Raw genomic sequence first — 17,384 nt, 5'->3', positions numbered from 1 at the left:
CGGGGGCAGGTGTGCGTCACCGGCCCTGGAACACCGCCTTGCGGCGCTCCAGGAAGGACCGCACACCCTCCTGACCGTCCTCGGTACCGAACAGCGGCAGCAACTCCTCGACCAGCTTGTCGGCCGCGGCCCGCTCCCCCTCCAGCACGGCCCGCCGCGCCGAGACCACCGTGGCCCGCACGCCCAGCGGGGCCTGCTCGGCGATGCGCCCGGCCAGCTCCACCGCCCGCTCCACCTGCTCACCCAGCGGCACCACCTCCTGTACCAGGCCGATCCGGTGCGCCTCGGCCGCGTCGAACTCGTCCCCGGTCAGCAACCAGCGCATGGCGTTGCCCCAGCCCGCCGTGCGCGGGAACCGGATGGTCGCCCCGCCGAAGGGGTAGATCCCCCGCTGGATCTCGATCTGCGCGAACCGCGTGTCCGCCGCGGCCACCCGGATGTCGGCCGCGAGCAGCAGCTCGATGCCCAGCGTGAGGCACCAGCCCTGTGCCGCGGCCACCACCGGCTTGGTCCGGTCCGGCCCCTGAAGTCCCCATGGATCGAGTGAACCACTGGGGTACGACAATCCGCCTTCGCCCAGCTTGGGGGCCACCTCGGCGAGGTCGAGCCCGGCGGTGAAGTGGTCCCCGTGCGCGAAGAGCACCCCGGCGCGCAGTTGCGGGTCACGCTCCAGCTCCCCGTAGGCGGCGGCCAGCTCGCCGATCATCGTCGTGGTGAACGAGTTGCGCTTGTCCGCCCGGTCCAGACCCATCAGCAGCAGGTGCCCGCTGCGCTCCACGGTGATCGCCATGCCCGCCTCCAGTGAGTTGCACTATTAAACTCAGCACCTAACCCGAGTCGGTCTCACCGCGCAACCCACTAGGATGGGCCGGGTGAAGCGAACCTCCTTCGCAGGCTGGCCTTGCTCGATCGCGCGGACCATGGACCTGCTCGGCGACTGGTGGACCCCGCTGGTGCTGCGGGAGGCGTTCTACGGGGTGCGCCGGTTCGACGACTTCCAGCAGTCCCTGGGCGTCGCGCGCAACACCCTGACCACCCGGCTGAACCGCCTGGTCGAGGAGGGCCTGCTCGAACGGGTGCCCTACCAGGACCGGCCGGTGCGCCACGAGTACCTGCTCACCGACAAGGGCCGCGACTTCTTCCCCGTGCTGGCGGCGATGGTGCGCTGGGGCGACAGGTGGCTGGCCGAGGAGGCGGGACCGCCCGTGGTGCTGCGGCACGAGTGCGGGCACACCGGGCACCCCGAGGTGGTCTGCACGCACTGCGGCGGGCAGTACACCGCCGAGACGGTCCGCTCCGAGCTGGGACCTGGCTTCCCGCAACGACTCCGCTCCCGCGCCGAGGTGCAGGCCCGGTTCGGGGGCGACACGAGGTCATGAAGGTGCCCTTTGGGACGGTCAACGCCAGGAACGGCACTTTCATGACAAGTCGGCGGCCGGACCTGGTCAGCGGGGTGGTGGGCTGAGCGCCCAGCCGATCCAGGTGCTGCGCGAGCAACCGGGCCGGATCGAGGCGGAGCCGGGCGCGGACGTGCCGACCCCGCCCTCGCTCCACATCTGCGGGGACCGCGGGTTCCCCGGCCCGGAACGGGCGATCTCTGAACCGATCACCCGGCGTACCGTGGTGGTCTCTCCGCTGGGAGGCCACCGTGCTGCTGCTGTGGGAGATCCTGTCCGGGCTCGTCGCGCTGGGCGTCGCGGGTTTCGCCGCGAGCGCGCGGGTGGTCAAGCAGTACGAGCGCGGGGTGGTGTTCCGGTTCGGACGGCTGCTGCCCGCGGCGCGCGGGCCGGGGCTGACCGGGCTGATCCCGGGCGTTGACCGCATGCGGAAGGTGAACATGCAGATCGTCACCCTGCCGGTGCCCGCCCAGGACGGCATCACCCGGGACAACGTGACGGTCCGGGTGGACGCGGTGGTCTACTTCAACGTGGTGGACCCGGCCAGGGCCGTCGTCGCCGTGCAGGACCACGTGTTCGCCGTGTCCCAGGTGGCGCAGACCTCGCTGCGCTCGATCATCGGCAAGAGCGAGTTGGACGACCTGCTGTCCAATCGGGAACGGCTCAACCAGGGCCTGGAGATGATGATCGACAGCCCGGCACTGGGCTGGGGCGTGCACATCGACCGGGTGGAGATCAAGGACGTGGCCCTGCCCGAGTCGATGAAGCGCTCGATGTCGCGGCAGGCCGAGGCCGAGCGCGAGCGGCGGGCCAGGGTGATCTCCGCGGACGGGGAGTTGCAGGCCTCGCACAAGCTGGCCGAGGCGGCCGGGGTGATGGCCGACACCCCAGCCGCACTGCAACTGCGACTGCTGGAGACGGTGGTGGAGGTGGCCGCCGAGAAGAACTCGACACTGGTGCTGCCGTTCCCGGTGGAACTGTTGCGGTTCCTGGAGAACTCACCCACCGCGAAGGACGTCGTGACCGGGCTCAACCCTGTGGGTGATGGCAACGAGGAGGGGAGGGACTAGCATTGTCCCCCGTGACCGCACCCGCAGCCATTTCCGCTGACCTGGTCACGGATCTGCGTACCGCCGTGGACGCTGCCCTGACCGATCTGCTCACCGCCGGGCCCGATCTCCGCCTCCCGGCCTATGTCGACCTGACGAACTCCCTGTCCCGAGCGGAGTCCTGTGTCCTGGGCGAACTGACCGAGGCCGTCGCCATGATCGAGGCGGCGCACGAGCACGCCCGGTTCGGCGAGTTCGCCGAAGCCAGGCTGCTCATGGTCGCCGGACACCGCGTGCTGTGCGCCGCCGACGCCGCACCAGTGCGCATCCCGCCGAACCGATCACCGGCACACGACGCGGTCAGGCCCGTTCCGGCGGGTTGATCCGCGAGGTGTCCAGCGCCGAGGACCGGGTCCCCCACTTGCCGAGGACCCGGTCGTAGGTGCCGTCGGCGATCAGCTTGTTCACCGCCGCCTGGAACGCGGCGGTCAGCGGCGAGCCCTTGGCGAAGGCGAAACCCACGTCCAAGCGGTGGAACTCGTTGAGGAAGCGCAGGTTCGGCTGCCGCGAGACCGCGTAGCGCAGGCCGTTGATCGTGCTCATCAGCACGTCCACCCTGCCCTGCTGCAAGGACAGGTACAGCGCACTGGTCTCCGCGAACACCTGCACCTCGTACGGGCCGCGGCCGGAATCGGCGCAGCGGTGCCGCTCCCGCTCCAGGGTCGCCTCGAAGGTGGTACCGGCTCCGGTGCCGATCCGCTTGCCGCACAACTGGGTCAGGTCGGTGATCGCGCCGAGTGGACTGTCCCCGCGCACGGCGAAGCCCTGGCCGTCGTCGACGTAGGTGACGAAGTCGATCGTCTTGAGCCGCTCGGTGGTTACCCCGAAATTGCCGGTGCCAACCGCGAACTTGCCACTGCCCAGCGCGGGCAGGATCGCCTCGAAACTGGCCACCTGCCGGTCCAGCCGCACCCCGAGCACCCTGGCCACCGCGTCGGCGATGTCCACGTCCTGACCGAGCAGGGTCCTGTTGTCCTCGGCGTAGAAGGCCGAGGGCGGGGTGCCGCCTGCCGCCGTGGCCAACCGGATCGAGCCCGCCCTGCGGACATCTTCCGGCAACAGAGCCGAAACCGCGGGGTCACGCGCGACCTGCGAGACCACGTCCTGGGTCGGGAACGCCGACTTCGGCGCGTCCGATCCGGTGGCCGTGCCGCACGCGGTGAGCGCGAGCAGCGCGCAGGCCAGTGCCACGAGTCTGGTCATGGCAGCAGCACCTTCTCGAAGGGCAGCGGGCCGATCGTCTCCGGGTCGGCGCGCAGGTCGAACAGCGGCCGGTAACCGGTTTCCAGGTACAGGCCGCGCGCCTCCGGCTGGCGCGGGCCGGTGGTGAGGTAGATCCGCCGGTAGCCGCGGCGGACCGCCTCCTGCTCCAGCTCGGCCACCACGCGGCGCCCCCAGCCCTGCCGCCGGTACGCCGAGTGCGTCCAGATCCGCTTCAGCTCCGCGGTGTGCTCGTCGTAGCGGCGGAACGCACCGCCCGCCACCGGCTGCCCCTGCTCGAACAGCAGCAGGAACGCACCGTGCGGTGGCGCGAACTGTTCAGCGGGAAAGCTGGACAGCTCCTGGTTGCGGCCGTACCTGGTGTTGTACTCGAACTCCAGCTCGCGCAGCAACGGCTCGGCGGCCGGGTCGTCGATCGTGGTGTAGTGCGCGCCCACGACAAGCTCGCTCACGCCGACTTCCGGCTGGCCGCGTCGCGCTTGGCGACCTCCTCGCGCACGATCGGGATCACGTGGCGGCCGAAGTCGATGGTGTCGTTGACCATGTCGTAGCCGCGCGCGGACAGGATGTCCACGCCGAGGTCGTAGTAGTCCAGCAGGGCCTGCGCCACCGTCTCCGGCGTGCCGACCAGGGCGTTGGAGTTGCCCGCCCCGCCGGTGGCCGCCGCCGTGGGTGTCCACAGTGCACGGTCGAACCGCTCGCCCTTCTCCGCCAGCGCCAACAGCCGCTGCGAGCCGGTGTTCTCCGGCGCGGTCAGCGAATGCCTGCGGGTCAGCGACTTGCCGCCGGCGGTGCGCGCCTTGATCGCGTCCACCGTGCGGTACGCCTTCTCCCAGGCCAGTTCCTCGGTGGCCGCGATGATCGGCCGGAACGCCACCTGGATGCGCGGCACGTCGGTGCGCCCCGCCGCACGGGCCGCCGCCTTCACCGACTCGATCTGCTCCGCGGTCTGCGCCAGCGGCTCGCCCCACAGGCAGAAGATGTCGGCCTCGGCCCCGCCCGCCTGGTAGGCCGCGGGCGAGGACCCGCCGAAGGACACGCCGGGGCGCGGCTGCTGGGCCGGGAACGTGTCGCTGACGAAGTCGGCGAACCTGTAGTGCTTGCCCTCGTGGTCGAACGGTTCCCTGGAGGTCCAGGCTTTCTTCACGATCTGGATGTACTCCTGGGTGCGCGAGTAGCGCTCGTCCTTGGTGAGGTAGTCACCCTCGCGCTGCTGCTCGTGATCGGTGCCCCCGGTGATGAAGTGCACCGTGAGCCTGCCCTCGCTGATCTGGTCCAGCGTGGCGAAGGTCTTCGCGGCGAAGGTCGGGTAGGACACGTTGGGCCGGTGCGCCAACAGGATCTGCAGCTTGTCCAGCTTGGTTGCCACGTACGCGGCGGCCTGCGCCGGGTCGGGCGAGCCGGAGCCGTAGGCGAACAGCACGCGGTCCCAGCCGTGCTCCTCGTGCGCGCGGGCCAGCCGCAGGGTGTAGTCCTTGTCGAAGGACAGACCGGTGCGCGGCGAGGTCTCCGAGCCGTCGTTGGTACCGCCGATACCGAGGAACTCCACAGGCATGACAAGGCCCTTCTACGGATGTGGTGGGAAACGGCGCAGGCGGCCCACGTCCGGCGATGGACGTCGAGGGGAGGCGCGTCGCGCTGGAATCAGAAGGCGCGCGCTAGCAACAGGAAGCCGACCACACCAGACCGAAGTCGATGTGGCCGCGGGTGACCAGCCGCAACCCGGTTTCCATGCCTTCCAGTGGAGCGCATCCGGGGCGCGCGCGTCAACGTTCCCAGCGTGTGAGATACGACTGCGCTCGTACAAGTTTCCGGCCTAGACTCGCACCCGTCACGTTGAGGGGCGTGGCGGTGTCCTGCCGCCTCCGCTTGCCCTCGAACAGGAAACCCGTGACATGACAACACTGCCGATCGTGCCCGTGCGCCGCTGGGGCCGGTGGGCCGCCGCTGCCCTCGCCCTGCTGGCCTTCGGCGGGCTGCTCTACTCGGTCGCGGGCAACGCGGCCTTCGGCTGGCCGGTGGTGCTGGACTACTTCACCAGCCCGGCCGTGCTGGCGGGCCTGGTGCTCACCCTGTGGCTGACCGCCGTGACCCTGGTGGCCGGTTTTGTGCTGGGCACGGTGCTGGCGGTCATGCGGCTGTCGGGCAACCCGGTGCTCAGCGGGCTCGCCTGGGGCTACGTCTGGCTGTTCCGGTCCACCCCGATGCTGGTGCAACTGCTGTTCTGGTTCAACATCGGCGCCGTGTACCCGAGGATCGGGCTCGGCGACTGGTTCAGCTTCGACGCCACCAACCTGATCAGCGGCACGGCCGCGGCGGTGCTCGGGCTGACCCTGCACGAGGCGGCCTACGCGGCGGAGATCGTGCGCGGGGGCATCCTGTCGGTGGACCCCGGCCAGACCGAGGCGGCGCTGGCACTGGGCATGGGCCGCCTGCGGATCCTGCGCAGGATCGTGCTGCCGCAGGCGATGCGCTCGATCGTGCCCGCCGCGGGCAACCTGCTGATCGGCACGCTGAAGGGCACCTCGATCGTCAGCGTGATCGCGGTGCAGGACCTGCTGTACTCGGTGCAGATCATCTACAACCGCAACTACCAGATCATCCCGCTGCTGCTGGTGGCCACCCTGTGGTACGTGCTGGTGACGAGCCTGTTGTCGGTGGGCCAGCACTACGTGGAGCGGCACTACGGACGGGGCGCGCGGTGAGCGCCACGCTGGTGATCGTCGGCGCGGGGCCGCGCGGAACCGGTGTGCTGGAACGGATCGCCGCGAACCTGCCGGAGCTGTACGGGGAGCAGGAGCTGGCGGTGCACCTGGTGGACCCGTTCCCGCCGGGAGCGGGCCGGGTGTGGCGCTACGAGCAGTCCCCGTTGCTGCGGATGAACTCCATGGCCGAGGACGTCACGATGTGGCTGGACGAGAGCGTGACCTGCGAGGGACCGGTCCGCACCGGCCCGTCGCTGGCGCAGTGGGCCGACTCGGTGCGCGAGGAGGGGCTGGGCGACCCTGAGCTGACCGCCGAGTTGCGTGCCATGACCCCGGCGAGCTTTCCCAGCAGGCGCCTGCAGAGCCGGTACCTGGAGTGGGTCTTCGCCCAGGTGCTGCGCGACCTGCCCGAGCGCGTCTCGGTCACCGTGCACGCCACCACGGCTACCTCGGTCACCGACGCACCCGATGGGCGCCAACAGGTCTGGCTGGCCGACCGGCGCGAGCCGCTGCTGGCCGACGTGCTGGTGCTGACCCTGGGCCACCTCGACGCCGACCCGGGCGAGGAGCAGCGCGACCTGCGCATGTTCGCGCGGGTCAACGGGTTGCGCTACCTGCCGCCGGAGTACACCGCCGACTCCAACCTGTCCGTGCTGCGCGCGGGCGAGGACGTGCTGCTGCGCGGGTTCGGGCTCGCCTTCGTCGACGCCATGGCCCTGCTGACCGAGGGCCGTGGCGGGCGGTTCCACGAGCAGCCGGACGGATCGCTGCGGTACGAGCCGTCCGGGCGGGAGCCGCGGCTGCACGTGGGCTCGCGGCGCGGTGTGCCCTACCACGCCAAGACCACCTACCGGCTGCGCGCGGACCGCCCGCCGCTGCCGAGGTTCTTCAGCGCGGACGCCATGCCGGACGGCCCGCTGGAGTTCCGCCGCGACGTGTGGCCGCTGATGGCCAAGGAGATCGCCTGGGGCTACTACCACGAGCTGTTCAACGGCCACCGCGAACGAGTCGCCCTGGACTGGGCCGAGTTCGACCGGCGCTACGCGGCACTGGACTGGGGCGGTGCGCCGATGCGCGAGCTGGTCGAGACGAGCGTGCCGTCCACTGTGGACAGACTGGACTTCGAGGCACTGGACAAGCCGTTGCGGGGACTGCGGTTCGACACCAGCGAGCAGTTGCAGCGCCACGTGCACTCCTACGTCGCCGCGGACGTGGCACGCCGCACCGACCAGTCGTTCAGCGCTGACCTCGGCGCCTTCTACGCCCTGCTCTCGGCGTACGGGCAGTTGGCGGCGTTGCTGGCCGCCGGGCGGTTGGCCGCCCGCGACCAGGTGCACGAGGTGGACGGGTGGTGGTCGGGGTTCTTCAGCTTCATGGCCAGCGGCCCGCCCGACGACCGGCTCCGCCAGTTGCTCGCACTGTCGGACGCGGGCGTCGTGCGGTTCCTCGGCGCCGACATGTGGGTGGAGGCCGACCAGCACGGCGGGCGGTTCCGCGCGGGCAGCTCCTCCACGCCGGAGGTCGTCACGGCCACGGCACTGGTGGAGGCCCGCCTGCCCCGGCCGAGCGTGCGCCACAGCCGTGACGAGTTGCTGCGCACCCTGGGCGGGGTCGAGGAGCTGCTGACCGCGGACCGGTTCAGCCACAACACGGGCCTGCTGCGGATCCGCGCCGCGGACGGCCGGGTGCTCGACGCACAGGGCAAGCCGCACCCGAACCGGTTCGCGCTGGGCGCGCACACCAACAGTCGTGCGGTGGCGGCCTTCGCCCGGCCGATGGTCAACGCGCCGGCGTTCCGCCAGAACGACGCGGCGGCACGGGAGGTGTTGCGCGAGCTCGCACACCGGGCGGGCGCACCGCGGGTCCGCGTAGCCTGAACCTGACCGGCGTACCGGCCCACCGGGCCAGCCCTCGCGTGTCGGCGCTTCCGGTATCGCGTGTCGGACGTTGCGGCACGCGGTCTCGCCAGTTGGGAAATCGTCCGCGAAGCGCGGACACGCGGTGCGCGAAGCGCCGACACGCGCTGGGACCCCGTGTGTCGGTCACTCCTGGGACACTGTGAGCGGGGCCACTAGTGAGCATACCGCCCGGTCGGTATGCTCGGTGGCTAACGGCGTTAGGTTTGCTCAAGGAGGAGCCCTCGTGTCCGAGACCAGTCAGCGCGTCGCGATCGTCACCGGGGCAGCCCGAGGCATCGGTGCCGCCACCGCCAAGCGACTGGCCGCCGACGGCCTGGCCGTCGCCGTGCTGGACCTGGACGAGTCGGCGACCAAGGCCACCGTCGAGGCGATCGAGCAGGCCGGTGGCCGCGCGATCGGCGTCGGCGCCGACGTCAGCGATGCCGAGGCCGTGCAGGCCGCGGTGGAGCGCGTGGCCACCGAACTGGGCGGGCCGACCGTCCTGATCAACAACGCCGGTGTCACCAAGGACAACCTGCTGTTCAAGATGACCGAGCAGGACTGGGACACCGTGATGGGCGTGCACCTGCGCGGGTCCTTCCTGATGAGCAGGGCCGCGCAGAAGTACATGACCGAGGCCAAGTGGGGCCGCATCGTGAACCTGTCCAGCACCTCGGCGCTGGGCAACCGCGGGCAGGCCAACTATTCGGCGGCCAAGGCGGGCCTGCAGGGCTTCACCAAGACCCTGGCCATCGAGCTGGGCAAGTTCGGGGTCACGGTCAACGCGATCGCCCCCGGCTTCATCGCCACCGAGATGACCGCGGCCACCGCCGAGCGCGTGGGCGCCACCTTCGAGGACTTCAAGAAGATGGCGGCGCAGCAGATCCCGGTCAACCGGGTCGGCGAGCCCGAGGACATCGCGCACACCGCCTCCTTCCTGGTCAGCGAGGGCGCGGGCTTCGTGTCCGGCCAGGTCATCTACGTCGCGGGCGGCCCCCGTGACTGATCTGGCGGCCAAGGTCGAGGCGTTCCTCGCCGAGCACCCGCCCGCCGGGGCCGACCCGATCGAGTTCCTGCGCGCGCGCTTCGACGCGGGCCTGGCCTGGGTGCACTTCCCGGTCGGCGCGGGCGGTCTCGGTGCCCCGCGGGCCGCGCAGTTCGCGGTGGACGAGGCGTTCGCCGCGGCCGGCGCCCCCGAGGCGGTGCCCGCGGCGAAGGTCATCGGCTACGGCATGGCGGCGCCCACCATCCTGACCTTCGGCACGCCCGAACAGCACGAGCGCTTCCTGCGCCCGCTGTTCACCGGCGAGGAGGTCTGGTGCCAGCTGTTCAGCGAGCCGGGCGCGGGCTCGGACCTGGCCACGCTGGCCACCCGCGCGGTGCGCGACGGGGACGACTGGGTCGTGGACGGGCAGAAGGTGTGGACCTCCTTCGCGCACGCCGCGCGCTGGGCCATCCTGGTCGCCCGCACCGACCCGACGGTGCCCAAGCACCAGGGCCTGAGCTACTTCATCTGCGACATGAACGATGCGGGTGTGCAGGTGCGCCCGCTGCGCCAGATCACCGGTGAGGCCGAGTTCAACGAGGTGTTCCTCAACGCGGTGCGGGTGCCCGACGCGCACCGGCTCGGCGCGGTCGGCGAGGGCTGGAAGGTCGCGCAGACCACGCTGATGAACGAGCGGGTGGCCATCGGGGCGCACGCCGCGCCGCGTGAGGGCGGGCTGATCGGTGTGGCGGCGCGGACCTGGCGCGAGCACCCCGAACTGCGCACCCCCGGGCTGCACGACCGGCTGCTGCGACTGTGGGTGCAGGCCGAGGCGCTGCGGCTGACCTCGGAGCGGCTGCGCCAGGGACTGGCCGTGGGGCAGCCGGGGCCGGAGGGCTCGGCGGCCAAGCTGGCCTTCGCCACGATCAACCAGGCGGTCAGCGGGTTCGAGGTGGAGTTGCAGGGCGAGCAGGGCCTGGCCTACGAGGACTGGACCATGCGCCGCCCGCTGGAGACCGACTGGGCCAGCCGCGACCCCGGGTTCCGGTACCTGCGCACCAAGGGCAACTCCATCGAGGGCGGCACCTCGGAGATCCTGCGCAACATCATCGCCGAGCGCGTGCTCGGCCTGCCCCGTGAACCTCGCTCCGACGCGGACGTGGCGTGGAAGGACCTGCCTCGATGAGTGAGCTTGCGAACGAATCATCAAGCGTCAGCGAGGTGCGGGGATGAGTGAGCTTCTGTACAGCGAGGTCGAGAACGACCTGCGCGCCAGCGTCCGCGACCTGCTGTCCGACCGCAGCCCGTGGACGGCCGTGCTGGCCCGCACCGAAACCGACCAGCCCTACGACCTGGCCCTGTGGCGCACCCTGGCCACCGAGCTCGGGCTCGCGGGTCTGCTGGTGCCCGAGGAGCTGGGCGGGGCGGGCGCCTCGGCCCGCGAGGTCGCCGTCGTGCTGGAGGAACTGGGCCGCGCGGTCGCGCCGGTGCCGTTCCTGGGCAGCGCGGTGCTGGCGACCAGTGCCCTGCTCGCCGCCGGTGACGCGGAGCTGCTGCCGGAACTGGCCGCTGGCAACAGGACCGCCACGCTGGGGGTCACCTACACCACCGCGCCCAACGCCGTGTTCCCGGCGAGCGTGCACGTGCACAACGGGCGGCTCACCGGGCGCATCGGCAGCGTCGTGGACCTGGACGTGGCCGAGTTCGTGGTCGTCCCGGCCGTCGGGGCGGCCGGTCCGGAACTGCACGTGATCGAGGTTTCCTCGGCGAGGGTCACGCCGGTCGTGCCGCTGGACCTGACGCGGCGGATCAGCCACCTGGAGCTGGACGGCGTGTCCGGGCGGCTGCTGGCCACCGGCGACGCGGCCGAGCAGGCACTGCGCTCGGCGCTGACCACCGGCGCCGGGCTGCTCGCCGCCGAGCAGCTCGGGCTCGCCCAGTGGTGCCTGGACAGCACGGTGGACTACGCCAAGACCCGGTACCAGTTCGGTCGGCAGATCGGCTCGTTCCAGGCCATCAAGCACCGGCTCGCCGACCTGTGGGCGGCCACCTCCTCGGCGCTGGCGACCTCCCGCGCCGCGGCGAGCGCGCTGGCCACCGGCGAGGACGTGGGCGTGTCGGTGGCCGTGGCCGCCGCGTACTGCTCGGACGTGGCCGTGCTGGCCGCCGAGGAGGCGTTGCAGCTGCACGGCGGCATCGGCATGACCTGGGAGCACCCGGTGCACCTGTACCTGGGCCGCGCCAAGAGCTCGCAGCTCGCGCTGGGCAGCCCGGAGCGGCACCGCGCGGCGCTGGCCACCCTGATCGACCTGCCCGCCTGAGGAGGACTCACATGCGCGTTTTCGCTGACCTGGACGAGGTGAAGGCCGCCGTCGGGCAGGACCTGGGCACCACCGACTGGCACACCTTCACCCAGGAGCAGGTCAACCTGTTCGCCGACGCCACTGAGGACCACCAGTGGATCCACGTCGACCTGGAACGTGCCAAGGAGGGCCCGTTCGGCGGCCCGATCGCGCACGGCTACCTGACGCTGAGCATGATGCCCAAGATGTCCAGCCAGCTCTGGAAGGTCGAGGGGCTGAAGATGGGCGTCAACTACGGCCTGAACAAGGTGCGTTTCCCCAGCCCGGTGCTGGTGGGCTCGCGGGTGCGCGGGCACGGGGTGCTCAGGGAGGTGGCCGACGCGCCCGGTGGTCTGCAGGCCACGATCGTGGTGACCCTGGAGATCGAGGGCCAGGACAAGCCCGCCTGCGTCGCGGAGTGCCTGGTTCGACTCGTCGTGTGAAACACCCGGTAACGGTTCGGCAAAGCCAGTACCGCCCGGACCGTCCTGATGCCACAGTTCCGACGCCGCGCGCGGGTTCCGTTGCCGGGCGCTGGGTGCCCGCTCCCGCCGCGGCCTCGGAAAGTAGGACGCAGTGAGCAACTACGGCTCTCCCCTGGTGTTGTCCGGCGGTCTCCTCGTGGCGGTGTTCTACATCGTCGTCTTCTGGTCGGTCTTCACCAAGGCAGGCAAGCCCGGCTGGGCGGCGATCATCCCGTTCTACAACACCTACACGCTGATCAAGATCGCCGGACGTCCCGGCTGGTGGCTGATCCTGTTCTTCATCCCGCTGGTCAACATCGTGATTTCGATCATCCTGATGCTGGACGTGGCGAAGTCCTTCGGCAAGGGCGGGGCCTTCGGCTTCTTCGGCCTGTGGCTGTTCGGCTTCATCGGCTTCCCGATCCTGGCCTGGGGCAGCGCGCAGTACCGGGGTCCGGCCGCGGCGCAGGGCCCCTACATCGGCTGACGAGGTGCCGGGCGGCTCCCCCTCGCCGGGAGCCGCCCGGCGGTCTCATGCGGTCCTGCGCCGCAGGGCGCGCAGGCCGAAGCCCACACCGAGCAGGGCAGCGGCCCCCGCCGGCAGGACCACGCCCAGCGGCACGCCCTGCTCGACGGTCGGCTGGTAGCCCCCGACGAGCCCGCGCTTCTGGTAGTCCGAACCGGCCATCTTGTCCGCGTACCGGTCGTGCACCAACTTCTGGTACGCCGCAACGGTTGTGCCCGCCGCCCCGACCGAACCGCGGGCCGTGTCGTTGAGCGGGCTCACCCGGTCACCGCTGATCCGGTACCAGGCGTTGATCTGCGGCTCGGTGAACACCGTGTCCGCACCGGCCTGCGCGGTGTAGGTCAGATCGTCCACACTGGACGACACGTTCTGCACCTCCCACCCACTGCCCCGCGGCACCAGCCACACCGAGGCGTGCTGCCCGGTGGCCGAGTCGGCGCGCACGGCGGCGCGGGCGAACTCGGTGACCGCGGTGGGCTGGGCACCGGAGACGAAGGCCGGGTTCAGCGTGTGGACCGCCAGCGCGTCACCGACGAGCTTGGGCGACTTCGCTTGCGCCGCAGCGGATTCCGCCTGCGGACTGAGCCGGTTGGCGGTCCCGGCGTTGTGCTGGTCCAGGTGCACGAAGAACTTGCCGAGATCGGTGACGACCGAACTCTGCCCCGCGGCGGCACGGGCAGCGGCCAGGTCGACCGGTGCCGGTGCGGCCACGGCGGTGCCCGCACCGGCCAGCAGCAGCAGGCCGAGGCTCGCGGAGGCGGCCAGAACTCGTATGGTGGTCATGACTGCTCCCCTCACCGCCCGATCCGGTACAGGGCCTCGGCCCAGCGGAACTGGTTGTTGTTGACGTAGCTGCTGTAGGACATCTCGTTGTAGGTGCTGCTCTGCGGCCACGGGTCCCCGTAGGACAGCTTCTTGGTCGACGGGTCGTAGCCGTAGATCACCTGGGCGTGCCCGCCGCCCGCGGTCCAGTAGATCCCGGTCTCGATCGGCCGGTTCGCGTTGATCTCGGTCTGCACGTCGGCGAAGGACAGGGCGCTGCTGCTCACCGAGCCCTGGCCGAGCCCGATCCTGCTGTAGGCCTTCTGCACGTCGCTGAACTCACCGGGCTCGTTCGGGCACGGGGCCCCGTCGGCGAGTCCGCGCGCGTAGTCGCAGAAACTGTTCTGGCTGACGTCCTTGGCGTAACCCAGGTACCGCGCGATGGACAGCCCGCTGGCGTCCCAGCACCACTGGTCCTGCTCCTGCTTGAGCTGGCTGAACTTCAGCACCACGGCGCCGCCCGGTGTGGGCTGCGTGGTGCTGGTCGGCGCGGGGCTGGTGGTGGGCGTGGGCGTCGCGCAGCCGGGGAACGGCGGGAAGCCGGGCCAGCAGGGCCACGTGAAGTCCGCCGGGTGCGCCGCGGCGAGCGCGGCGTCCGGGGCGGGCTGGGCGTTGGCGTTGAGCGCGAAGGCGACCGGCATCGTGGCCACCAGCAGCCCGATCCCGGCGGCGATCAGGCCGCGCCGGCGCCGCGCGGGGATTGGCGATTTCGGCATGGAAATGGTGCTCCTTCCGCAGTGTGCAGGGTGCGGAAAATCGTTGTGGGGAGCCACGGTAAGCAGCGCCCCGAGCACCAACCAGCTACTTTCGTAGGGTGCGGATAAGAGTTAGCAACTCCTCGCGGGCAAAATATAAGTGTTAAATCATCCCCTGGCGCGCAGCTCCCTGCGGAGGATCTTGCCGGTCGCGGTCTTGGGCAGTTCCTCGAGCAGTTCCACGCTGCGCGGGTACTTGAACGCGGCCATGCGCTGCTTGGCGAACTCGATGAGCTCCTCGGGCGAGGCGCTGGCCTGCGGGCGCAGGCTCACGTAGGCCTTGACCGTCTCGCCCCGGTAGGAGTCGGGCACGCCGACCACCGCGACCTCGCGCACGGCGGGGTGCCCGTACAGCACGTCCTCCACCTCGCGCGGCCACACCTTGAAACCCGAGGCGCTGATCATGTCCTTCTTGCGGTCCACGATGTAGACCCAACCCTGCTCGTCCATGAAACCGACGTCACCGGTGAACAGCCTGCCCTCGCGAATGCTCTCCGCGGTGGCCTCCGGCCGTCCCCAGTAGGCGGGCACCACCATCGGTCCGGAGATCACGATCTCACCGGTCTCGCCCAGCGGCAGCGGATTTCCCTCGTCGTCCACGATGCGCACCACGGCGTTGGGAACGGGCAGCCCGACGCTGAGCGAACCCGAGGACTCGTCCAGCGGGGCGCGCTGGTGGCGCGGGGTCGAGGTCGCGGGCGCCGTGGTCTCGGTCAACCCGTAGCTGTTGTGGATGTACGGGCCGAAGCGCTGCTCGAAGGCGTCCACCACGGCCCCGGGCAGCGGGGCGCCGCCGGAGTAGGCCAGCTCCAGTGAGGAGAAGTGGTCCGGGGTGACCTCCGGGTGGTTCATCAGCGCGATGTACGCGGTGGACGGCCCGACCATGAAGTGCGGCCGGGTCTCCAGCAGGGCGTCGAGCACCGCGCCCGCCTCGAACCGGTGCACCAGCACGAGTTCCCCGCCCAGCGCCAGCGAGCCCGCCAGCTCCGAGACGAGCCCGGTGATGTGGAACAGCGGGGCCAGGCCGAAGATCCGGCTGCCGCGCGGGAGGCCGACCAGGTCGCGGAAGCCCTGCGCGTTGAAGCTGACGTTGCCGTGCGTGTTGGTGGCGCCCTTGGGGATGCCGCTCGTGCCCGAGGTGTAGGTCAGCAGCGCGATGTCCCCGGCGGCGTACTCCACCGGCGGGGGCGTGCGTCCCTCGTTGCGCGCGGTGATCTCCAGCAGGTCGGCGACCTTCGTCCTCGGCACCACACTGAGCACCCTCGGGTCGTTGCGGGTCTGCAGGTCCAGCTCGCTGGTGCTGATCGCGATGCCCACCCCGGCAGCCGCCACGCTGGGCGCGATCACCTTGTCCCACAGGCGTTCCAGGCCCACGACCGCGGTGGCGCCCGAGTCGGTGAGGATCGTGGTCAGCTCGCGCTCGGTGTACATCGGGTTGACCGGCACCAGGATGCCGCCCGCCTTCCAGCCCGCGAGCACCGCGATCGCGAACTGCGGCATGTTCTGCAACTGCACGGCGATCCGGTCCCCGCGCTGGAACCCGTTGTCCAGCAGGTGCACGGCCAGCGCGTCGCTGAGCCGGTCGAGGTCGGCATAGGTCAGCGCGGAGTCGAAGTAGCGCACCGCGACCCGCTCGGGGGACTCGGCCGCGCTGAGCCGGAACACCGCGAGCATGTCGGTGACCTCGAAGTGCAGGTCCGGCGGCGTGCCCTCGTCGTACTGCGCCAACCAGGGGCGAGCGGCGTAGGCATCGCGCATCGGGCACCTCCACGGTGAGAGACCGACCAGTCGGTATGACACCACCAGAGCCGTGCCGGACTGTCAACGGGCGGCGCCGGGAATGTGCCTTTCGGTACCCTGGAACAGGGGGTTCCGATGACAACTGTGCGGCACAGCAGGGATCTGCGGTCCATGTTGGTGGTCTTCGGCGTGCTGGAGTGCGTGCTGGCCTGGCCATTGGACCTGATCTTCCCGACACCCTGGAAACCGGTGCACCTGGTCGCCGAGGTGCTGTTGATCTGCTTCTTCCTCGGCTTCGCGCTGACGTTGGCCAGGCGCCCACACGTGATCGAGGAGGACCACCTGCTGCTGCGCTTCGGCTGGCGCGGGAGCTTGACAGTGCCCGTCAAGCAGATCGCAGGGGTGCGGGCCGAGGACCGCTCGGTGCGCGGCGGCGGCCTGCGCGTGGACGGGGAGGAGGCGGTCTGCGCCAGCGGGTCGACCACCTCCGTGCTGCTGGAACTGCACTCCCCCTTGACGGTCCGCGTCAAGCAGGAGGAGCACCAGGTGAGCCGAATCAGGCTGGACGCCGACGAGCCGCGCGAGGCCGTGCGGGAGATCAGGCGCACTACCATCCCGACATGACCGAAGTGGTGCTGCGGGACCTGCGACCGGACGGCGTGCTCGTGCTGACCCTGAACCGGCCGGACAAGCTCAACGCCTGGACCCCGGAGATGGAACGGCTCTGCTTCGGCATGCTCGCCGAGGCCGAGCAGGACCCCGAGGTGCGCGTGGTCGTGCTCACCGGCGCGGGCCGGGGCTTCTGCGCGGGGGCCGACCTGACCGCACTGGGCACGCTGGACCCGAGCGCGGTCACCGAACAGGACCTGCACCCCAGCGGCAAGCCGATCACCTACCCGATGAGCCTGCGCAAGCCGGTGATCGCCGCGATCAACGGGCCGGTGGCGGGCATCGGCCTGGTCGTGGCCCTGTACTGCGACGTGCGCTTCGCCGCCGAGGACGCGAAGATCACCACCGCCTTCGCCCGCCGCGGCCTGATCGCCGAGCACGGCATCGCCTGGCACCTGCCCCGGCTGGTCGGCACCAGCCGGGCGCTGGACCTGCTGCTGTCCAGCCGCACCCTGCTGGGCACCGAGGCGCACCGGATGGGCCTGGTCGACCACGTGCTGCCCGCGGGGCAGGTGCTCGACGCCGCGCTGGCCTACGCCGCCGACATGGCCGCGAACTGCTCGCCCACCTCGATGGCGATCATCAAGGAGCAGGTGTTCCGCGCCGCCGAGTCCGGAGTGGACCCCGCGCTGCGCGAATCGGTGGAACTGATACTGAAGTCCTTCCAGGGTGAGGACTTCCGCGAGGGCGTGCTCAGCCACCTACAGCGGCGCGCGCCCCAGTTCCCGCCGTTGGCTTGACCCTGACACCG

Annotated in this window: 20 protein-coding genes; 12 read left to right on the top strand and 8 right to left on the bottom strand. The window is 70.8% G+C overall.

Annotation, left to right across the window (positions count from 1 at the left end; genetic code table 11):
- Positions 1 to 16: 16 nt before the first annotated feature.
- Positions 17 to 790, bottom strand: a complete 774-nt coding sequence (locus KALB_RS11030; protein ID WP_025355780.1) for a crotonase/enoyl-CoA hydratase family protein — start codon at positions 788 to 790, stop codon at positions 17 to 19.
- A gap of 82 nt (positions 791 to 872) precedes the next feature.
- On the opposite strand from KALB_RS11030, the gene KALB_RS11025 reads away from it, so the two are divergent.
- Positions 873 to 1,379: a winged helix-turn-helix transcriptional regulator gene (locus KALB_RS11025; protein WP_025355779.1), complete on the top strand. Its 507-nt coding sequence runs from the start codon at positions 873 to 875 to the stop codon at positions 1,377 to 1,379.
- A gap of 66 nt (positions 1,380 to 1,445) precedes the next feature.
- Here KALB_RS11025 and KALB_RS47535 read toward each other — a convergent pair whose 3' ends face one another.
- Positions 1,446 to 1,610, bottom strand: coding sequence for a hypothetical protein (locus KALB_RS47535; RefSeq protein WP_158510734.1), 165 nt, complete (start codon positions 1,608 to 1,610; stop codon positions 1,446 to 1,448).
- A gap of 44 nt (positions 1,611 to 1,654) precedes the next feature.
- Between KALB_RS47535 and KALB_RS11020 the strand changes: the two genes are divergently transcribed.
- Together KALB_RS11020 and KALB_RS11015 are read left to right on the top strand one after the other, a co-directional pair.
- The gene (locus tag KALB_RS11020) at positions 1,655 to 2,467 is read left to right on the top strand and encodes a slipin family protein (RefSeq protein WP_025355778.1); all 813 of its coding nucleotides are present in this window, start codon (positions 1,655 to 1,657) and stop codon (positions 2,465 to 2,467) included.
- Positions 2,468 to 2,478: 11 nt separating this feature from the next.
- Entirely contained in the window at positions 2,479 to 2,829 is a 351-nt protein-coding gene (locus tag KALB_RS11015; protein WP_025355777.1) for a hypothetical protein, read from the top strand.
- Here KALB_RS11015 and KALB_RS11010 read toward each other — a convergent pair.
- From KALB_RS11010 to KALB_RS11000, 3 genes are read right to left on the bottom strand one after another with little or no spacing between them, the layout of a single operon-like run.
- Complete coding sequence (locus KALB_RS11010) at positions 2,807 to 3,709, bottom strand: ABC transporter substrate-binding protein (protein ID WP_025355776.1); 903 nt, start codon at positions 3,707 to 3,709, stop codon at positions 2,807 to 2,809. The genes KALB_RS11015 and KALB_RS11010 overlap by 23 nt on opposite strands.
- Positions 3,706 to 4,179 (bottom strand): GNAT family N-acetyltransferase, encoded by a 474-nt coding sequence (locus tag KALB_RS11005; protein WP_035967800.1) that lies wholly within the window; start codon positions 4,177 to 4,179, stop codon positions 3,706 to 3,708. Before KALB_RS11005 ends, KALB_RS11010 begins: the two co-directional genes overlap by 4 nt.
- Positions 4,176 to 5,282 carry an LLM class flavin-dependent oxidoreductase gene (locus KALB_RS11000; RefSeq protein ID WP_030108216.1) on the bottom strand — a complete coding sequence of 369 codons (1,107 nt, stop codon included), beginning with the start codon at positions 5,280 to 5,282 and terminating at the stop codon, positions 4,176 to 4,178. Before KALB_RS11000 ends, KALB_RS11005 begins: the two co-directional genes overlap by 4 nt.
- Positions 5,283 to 5,622: 340 nt before the next feature.
- On the opposite strand from KALB_RS11000, the gene KALB_RS10995 reads away from it, so the two are divergent.
- The 7 genes from KALB_RS10995 to KALB_RS10965 all read left to right on the top strand — a co-directional run bounded on the left by KALB_RS10995 (position 5,623) and on the right by KALB_RS10965 (position 12,608).
- Positions 5,623 to 6,432: an amino acid ABC transporter permease gene (locus tag KALB_RS10995; protein ID WP_025355774.1), complete on the top strand. Its 810-nt coding sequence runs from the start codon at positions 5,623 to 5,625 to the stop codon at positions 6,430 to 6,432.
- Complete coding sequence (locus KALB_RS10990; protein WP_025355773.1) at positions 6,429 to 8,309, top strand: FAD/NAD(P)-binding protein; 1,881 nt, start codon at positions 6,429 to 6,431, stop codon at positions 8,307 to 8,309. Before KALB_RS10995 ends, KALB_RS10990 begins: the two co-directional genes overlap by 4 nt.
- 265 nt (positions 8,310 to 8,574) lie before the next feature.
- On the top strand, positions 8,575 to 9,336 hold the full coding sequence (fabG, locus tag KALB_RS10985) for a 3-oxoacyl-ACP reductase FabG (RefSeq protein WP_025355772.1): 762 nt from the start codon (positions 8,575 to 8,577) through the stop codon (positions 9,334 to 9,336).
- Positions 9,329 to 10,501, top strand: a complete 1,173-nt coding sequence (locus KALB_RS10980; protein WP_025355771.1) for an acyl-CoA dehydrogenase family protein — start codon at positions 9,329 to 9,331, stop codon at positions 10,499 to 10,501. The genes fabG and KALB_RS10980 overlap by 8 nt, the downstream gene beginning before the upstream one ends.
- A gap of 43 nt (positions 10,502 to 10,544) precedes the next feature.
- A complete protein-coding gene (locus tag KALB_RS10975) occupies positions 10,545 to 11,636 on the top strand; it encodes an acyl-CoA dehydrogenase family protein (RefSeq protein WP_025355770.1) in 1,092 nt (363 codons plus the stop codon).
- 11 nt (positions 11,637 to 11,647) lie between these two features.
- Positions 11,648 to 12,100 carry a MaoC family dehydratase gene (locus KALB_RS10970; protein WP_025355769.1) on the top strand — a complete coding sequence of 151 codons (453 nt, stop codon included), beginning with the start codon at positions 11,648 to 11,650 and terminating at the stop codon, positions 12,098 to 12,100.
- A gap of 133 nt (positions 12,101 to 12,233) precedes the next feature.
- A complete protein-coding gene (locus KALB_RS10965; protein WP_025355768.1) occupies positions 12,234 to 12,608 on the top strand; it encodes a DUF5684 domain-containing protein in 375 nt (124 codons plus the stop codon).
- Between the two features lie 45 nt (positions 12,609 to 12,653).
- On the opposite strand, the gene KALB_RS10960 is transcribed toward KALB_RS10965, so the two are convergent.
- The 3 genes from KALB_RS10960 to KALB_RS10950 form a co-directional block, all read right to left on the bottom strand.
- Positions 12,654 to 13,430, bottom strand: a complete 777-nt coding sequence (locus KALB_RS10960) for a hypothetical protein (RefSeq protein WP_025355767.1) — start codon at positions 13,428 to 13,430, stop codon at positions 12,654 to 12,656.
- Positions 13,431 to 13,441: 11 nt separating this feature from the next.
- The gene (locus tag KALB_RS10955; RefSeq protein WP_236650220.1) at positions 13,442 to 14,185 is read right to left on the bottom strand and encodes a papain-like cysteine protease family protein; all 744 of its coding nucleotides are present in this window, start codon (positions 14,183 to 14,185) and stop codon (positions 13,442 to 13,444) included.
- A gap of 147 nt (positions 14,186 to 14,332) precedes the next feature.
- A complete protein-coding gene (locus KALB_RS10950) occupies positions 14,333 to 15,982 on the bottom strand; it encodes an AMP-binding protein (protein ID WP_025355766.1) in 1,650 nt (549 codons plus the stop codon).
- A 117-nt stretch (positions 15,983 to 16,099) separates the two neighbouring features.
- Here KALB_RS10950 and KALB_RS10945 point away from each other — a divergent pair, with 117 nt between their 5' ends.
- Together KALB_RS10945 and KALB_RS10940 are read left to right on the top strand one after the other, a co-directional pair.
- Positions 16,100 to 16,588, top strand: a complete 489-nt coding sequence (locus KALB_RS10945; RefSeq protein ID WP_148309429.1) for a hypothetical protein — start codon at positions 16,100 to 16,102, stop codon at positions 16,586 to 16,588.
- A complete protein-coding gene (locus tag KALB_RS10940; protein WP_025355764.1) occupies positions 16,585 to 17,373 on the top strand; it encodes an enoyl-CoA hydratase-related protein in 789 nt (262 codons plus the stop codon). Before KALB_RS10945 ends, KALB_RS10940 begins: the two co-directional genes overlap by 4 nt.
- The last annotated feature ends 11 nt before the right edge of the window (positions 17,374 to 17,384 follow it).

Origin of the sequence: Kutzneria viridogrisea DSM 43870 (genome assembly GCF_000525635.1) — a bacterium.
Lineage (GTDB): Bacteria > Actinomycetota > Actinomycetes > Mycobacteriales > Pseudonocardiaceae > Kutzneria > Kutzneria viridogrisea.
The sequence above is the reverse complement of the archived record's forward strand: the minus strand, read 5'-3'. Positions and strand labels throughout refer to the sequence as shown.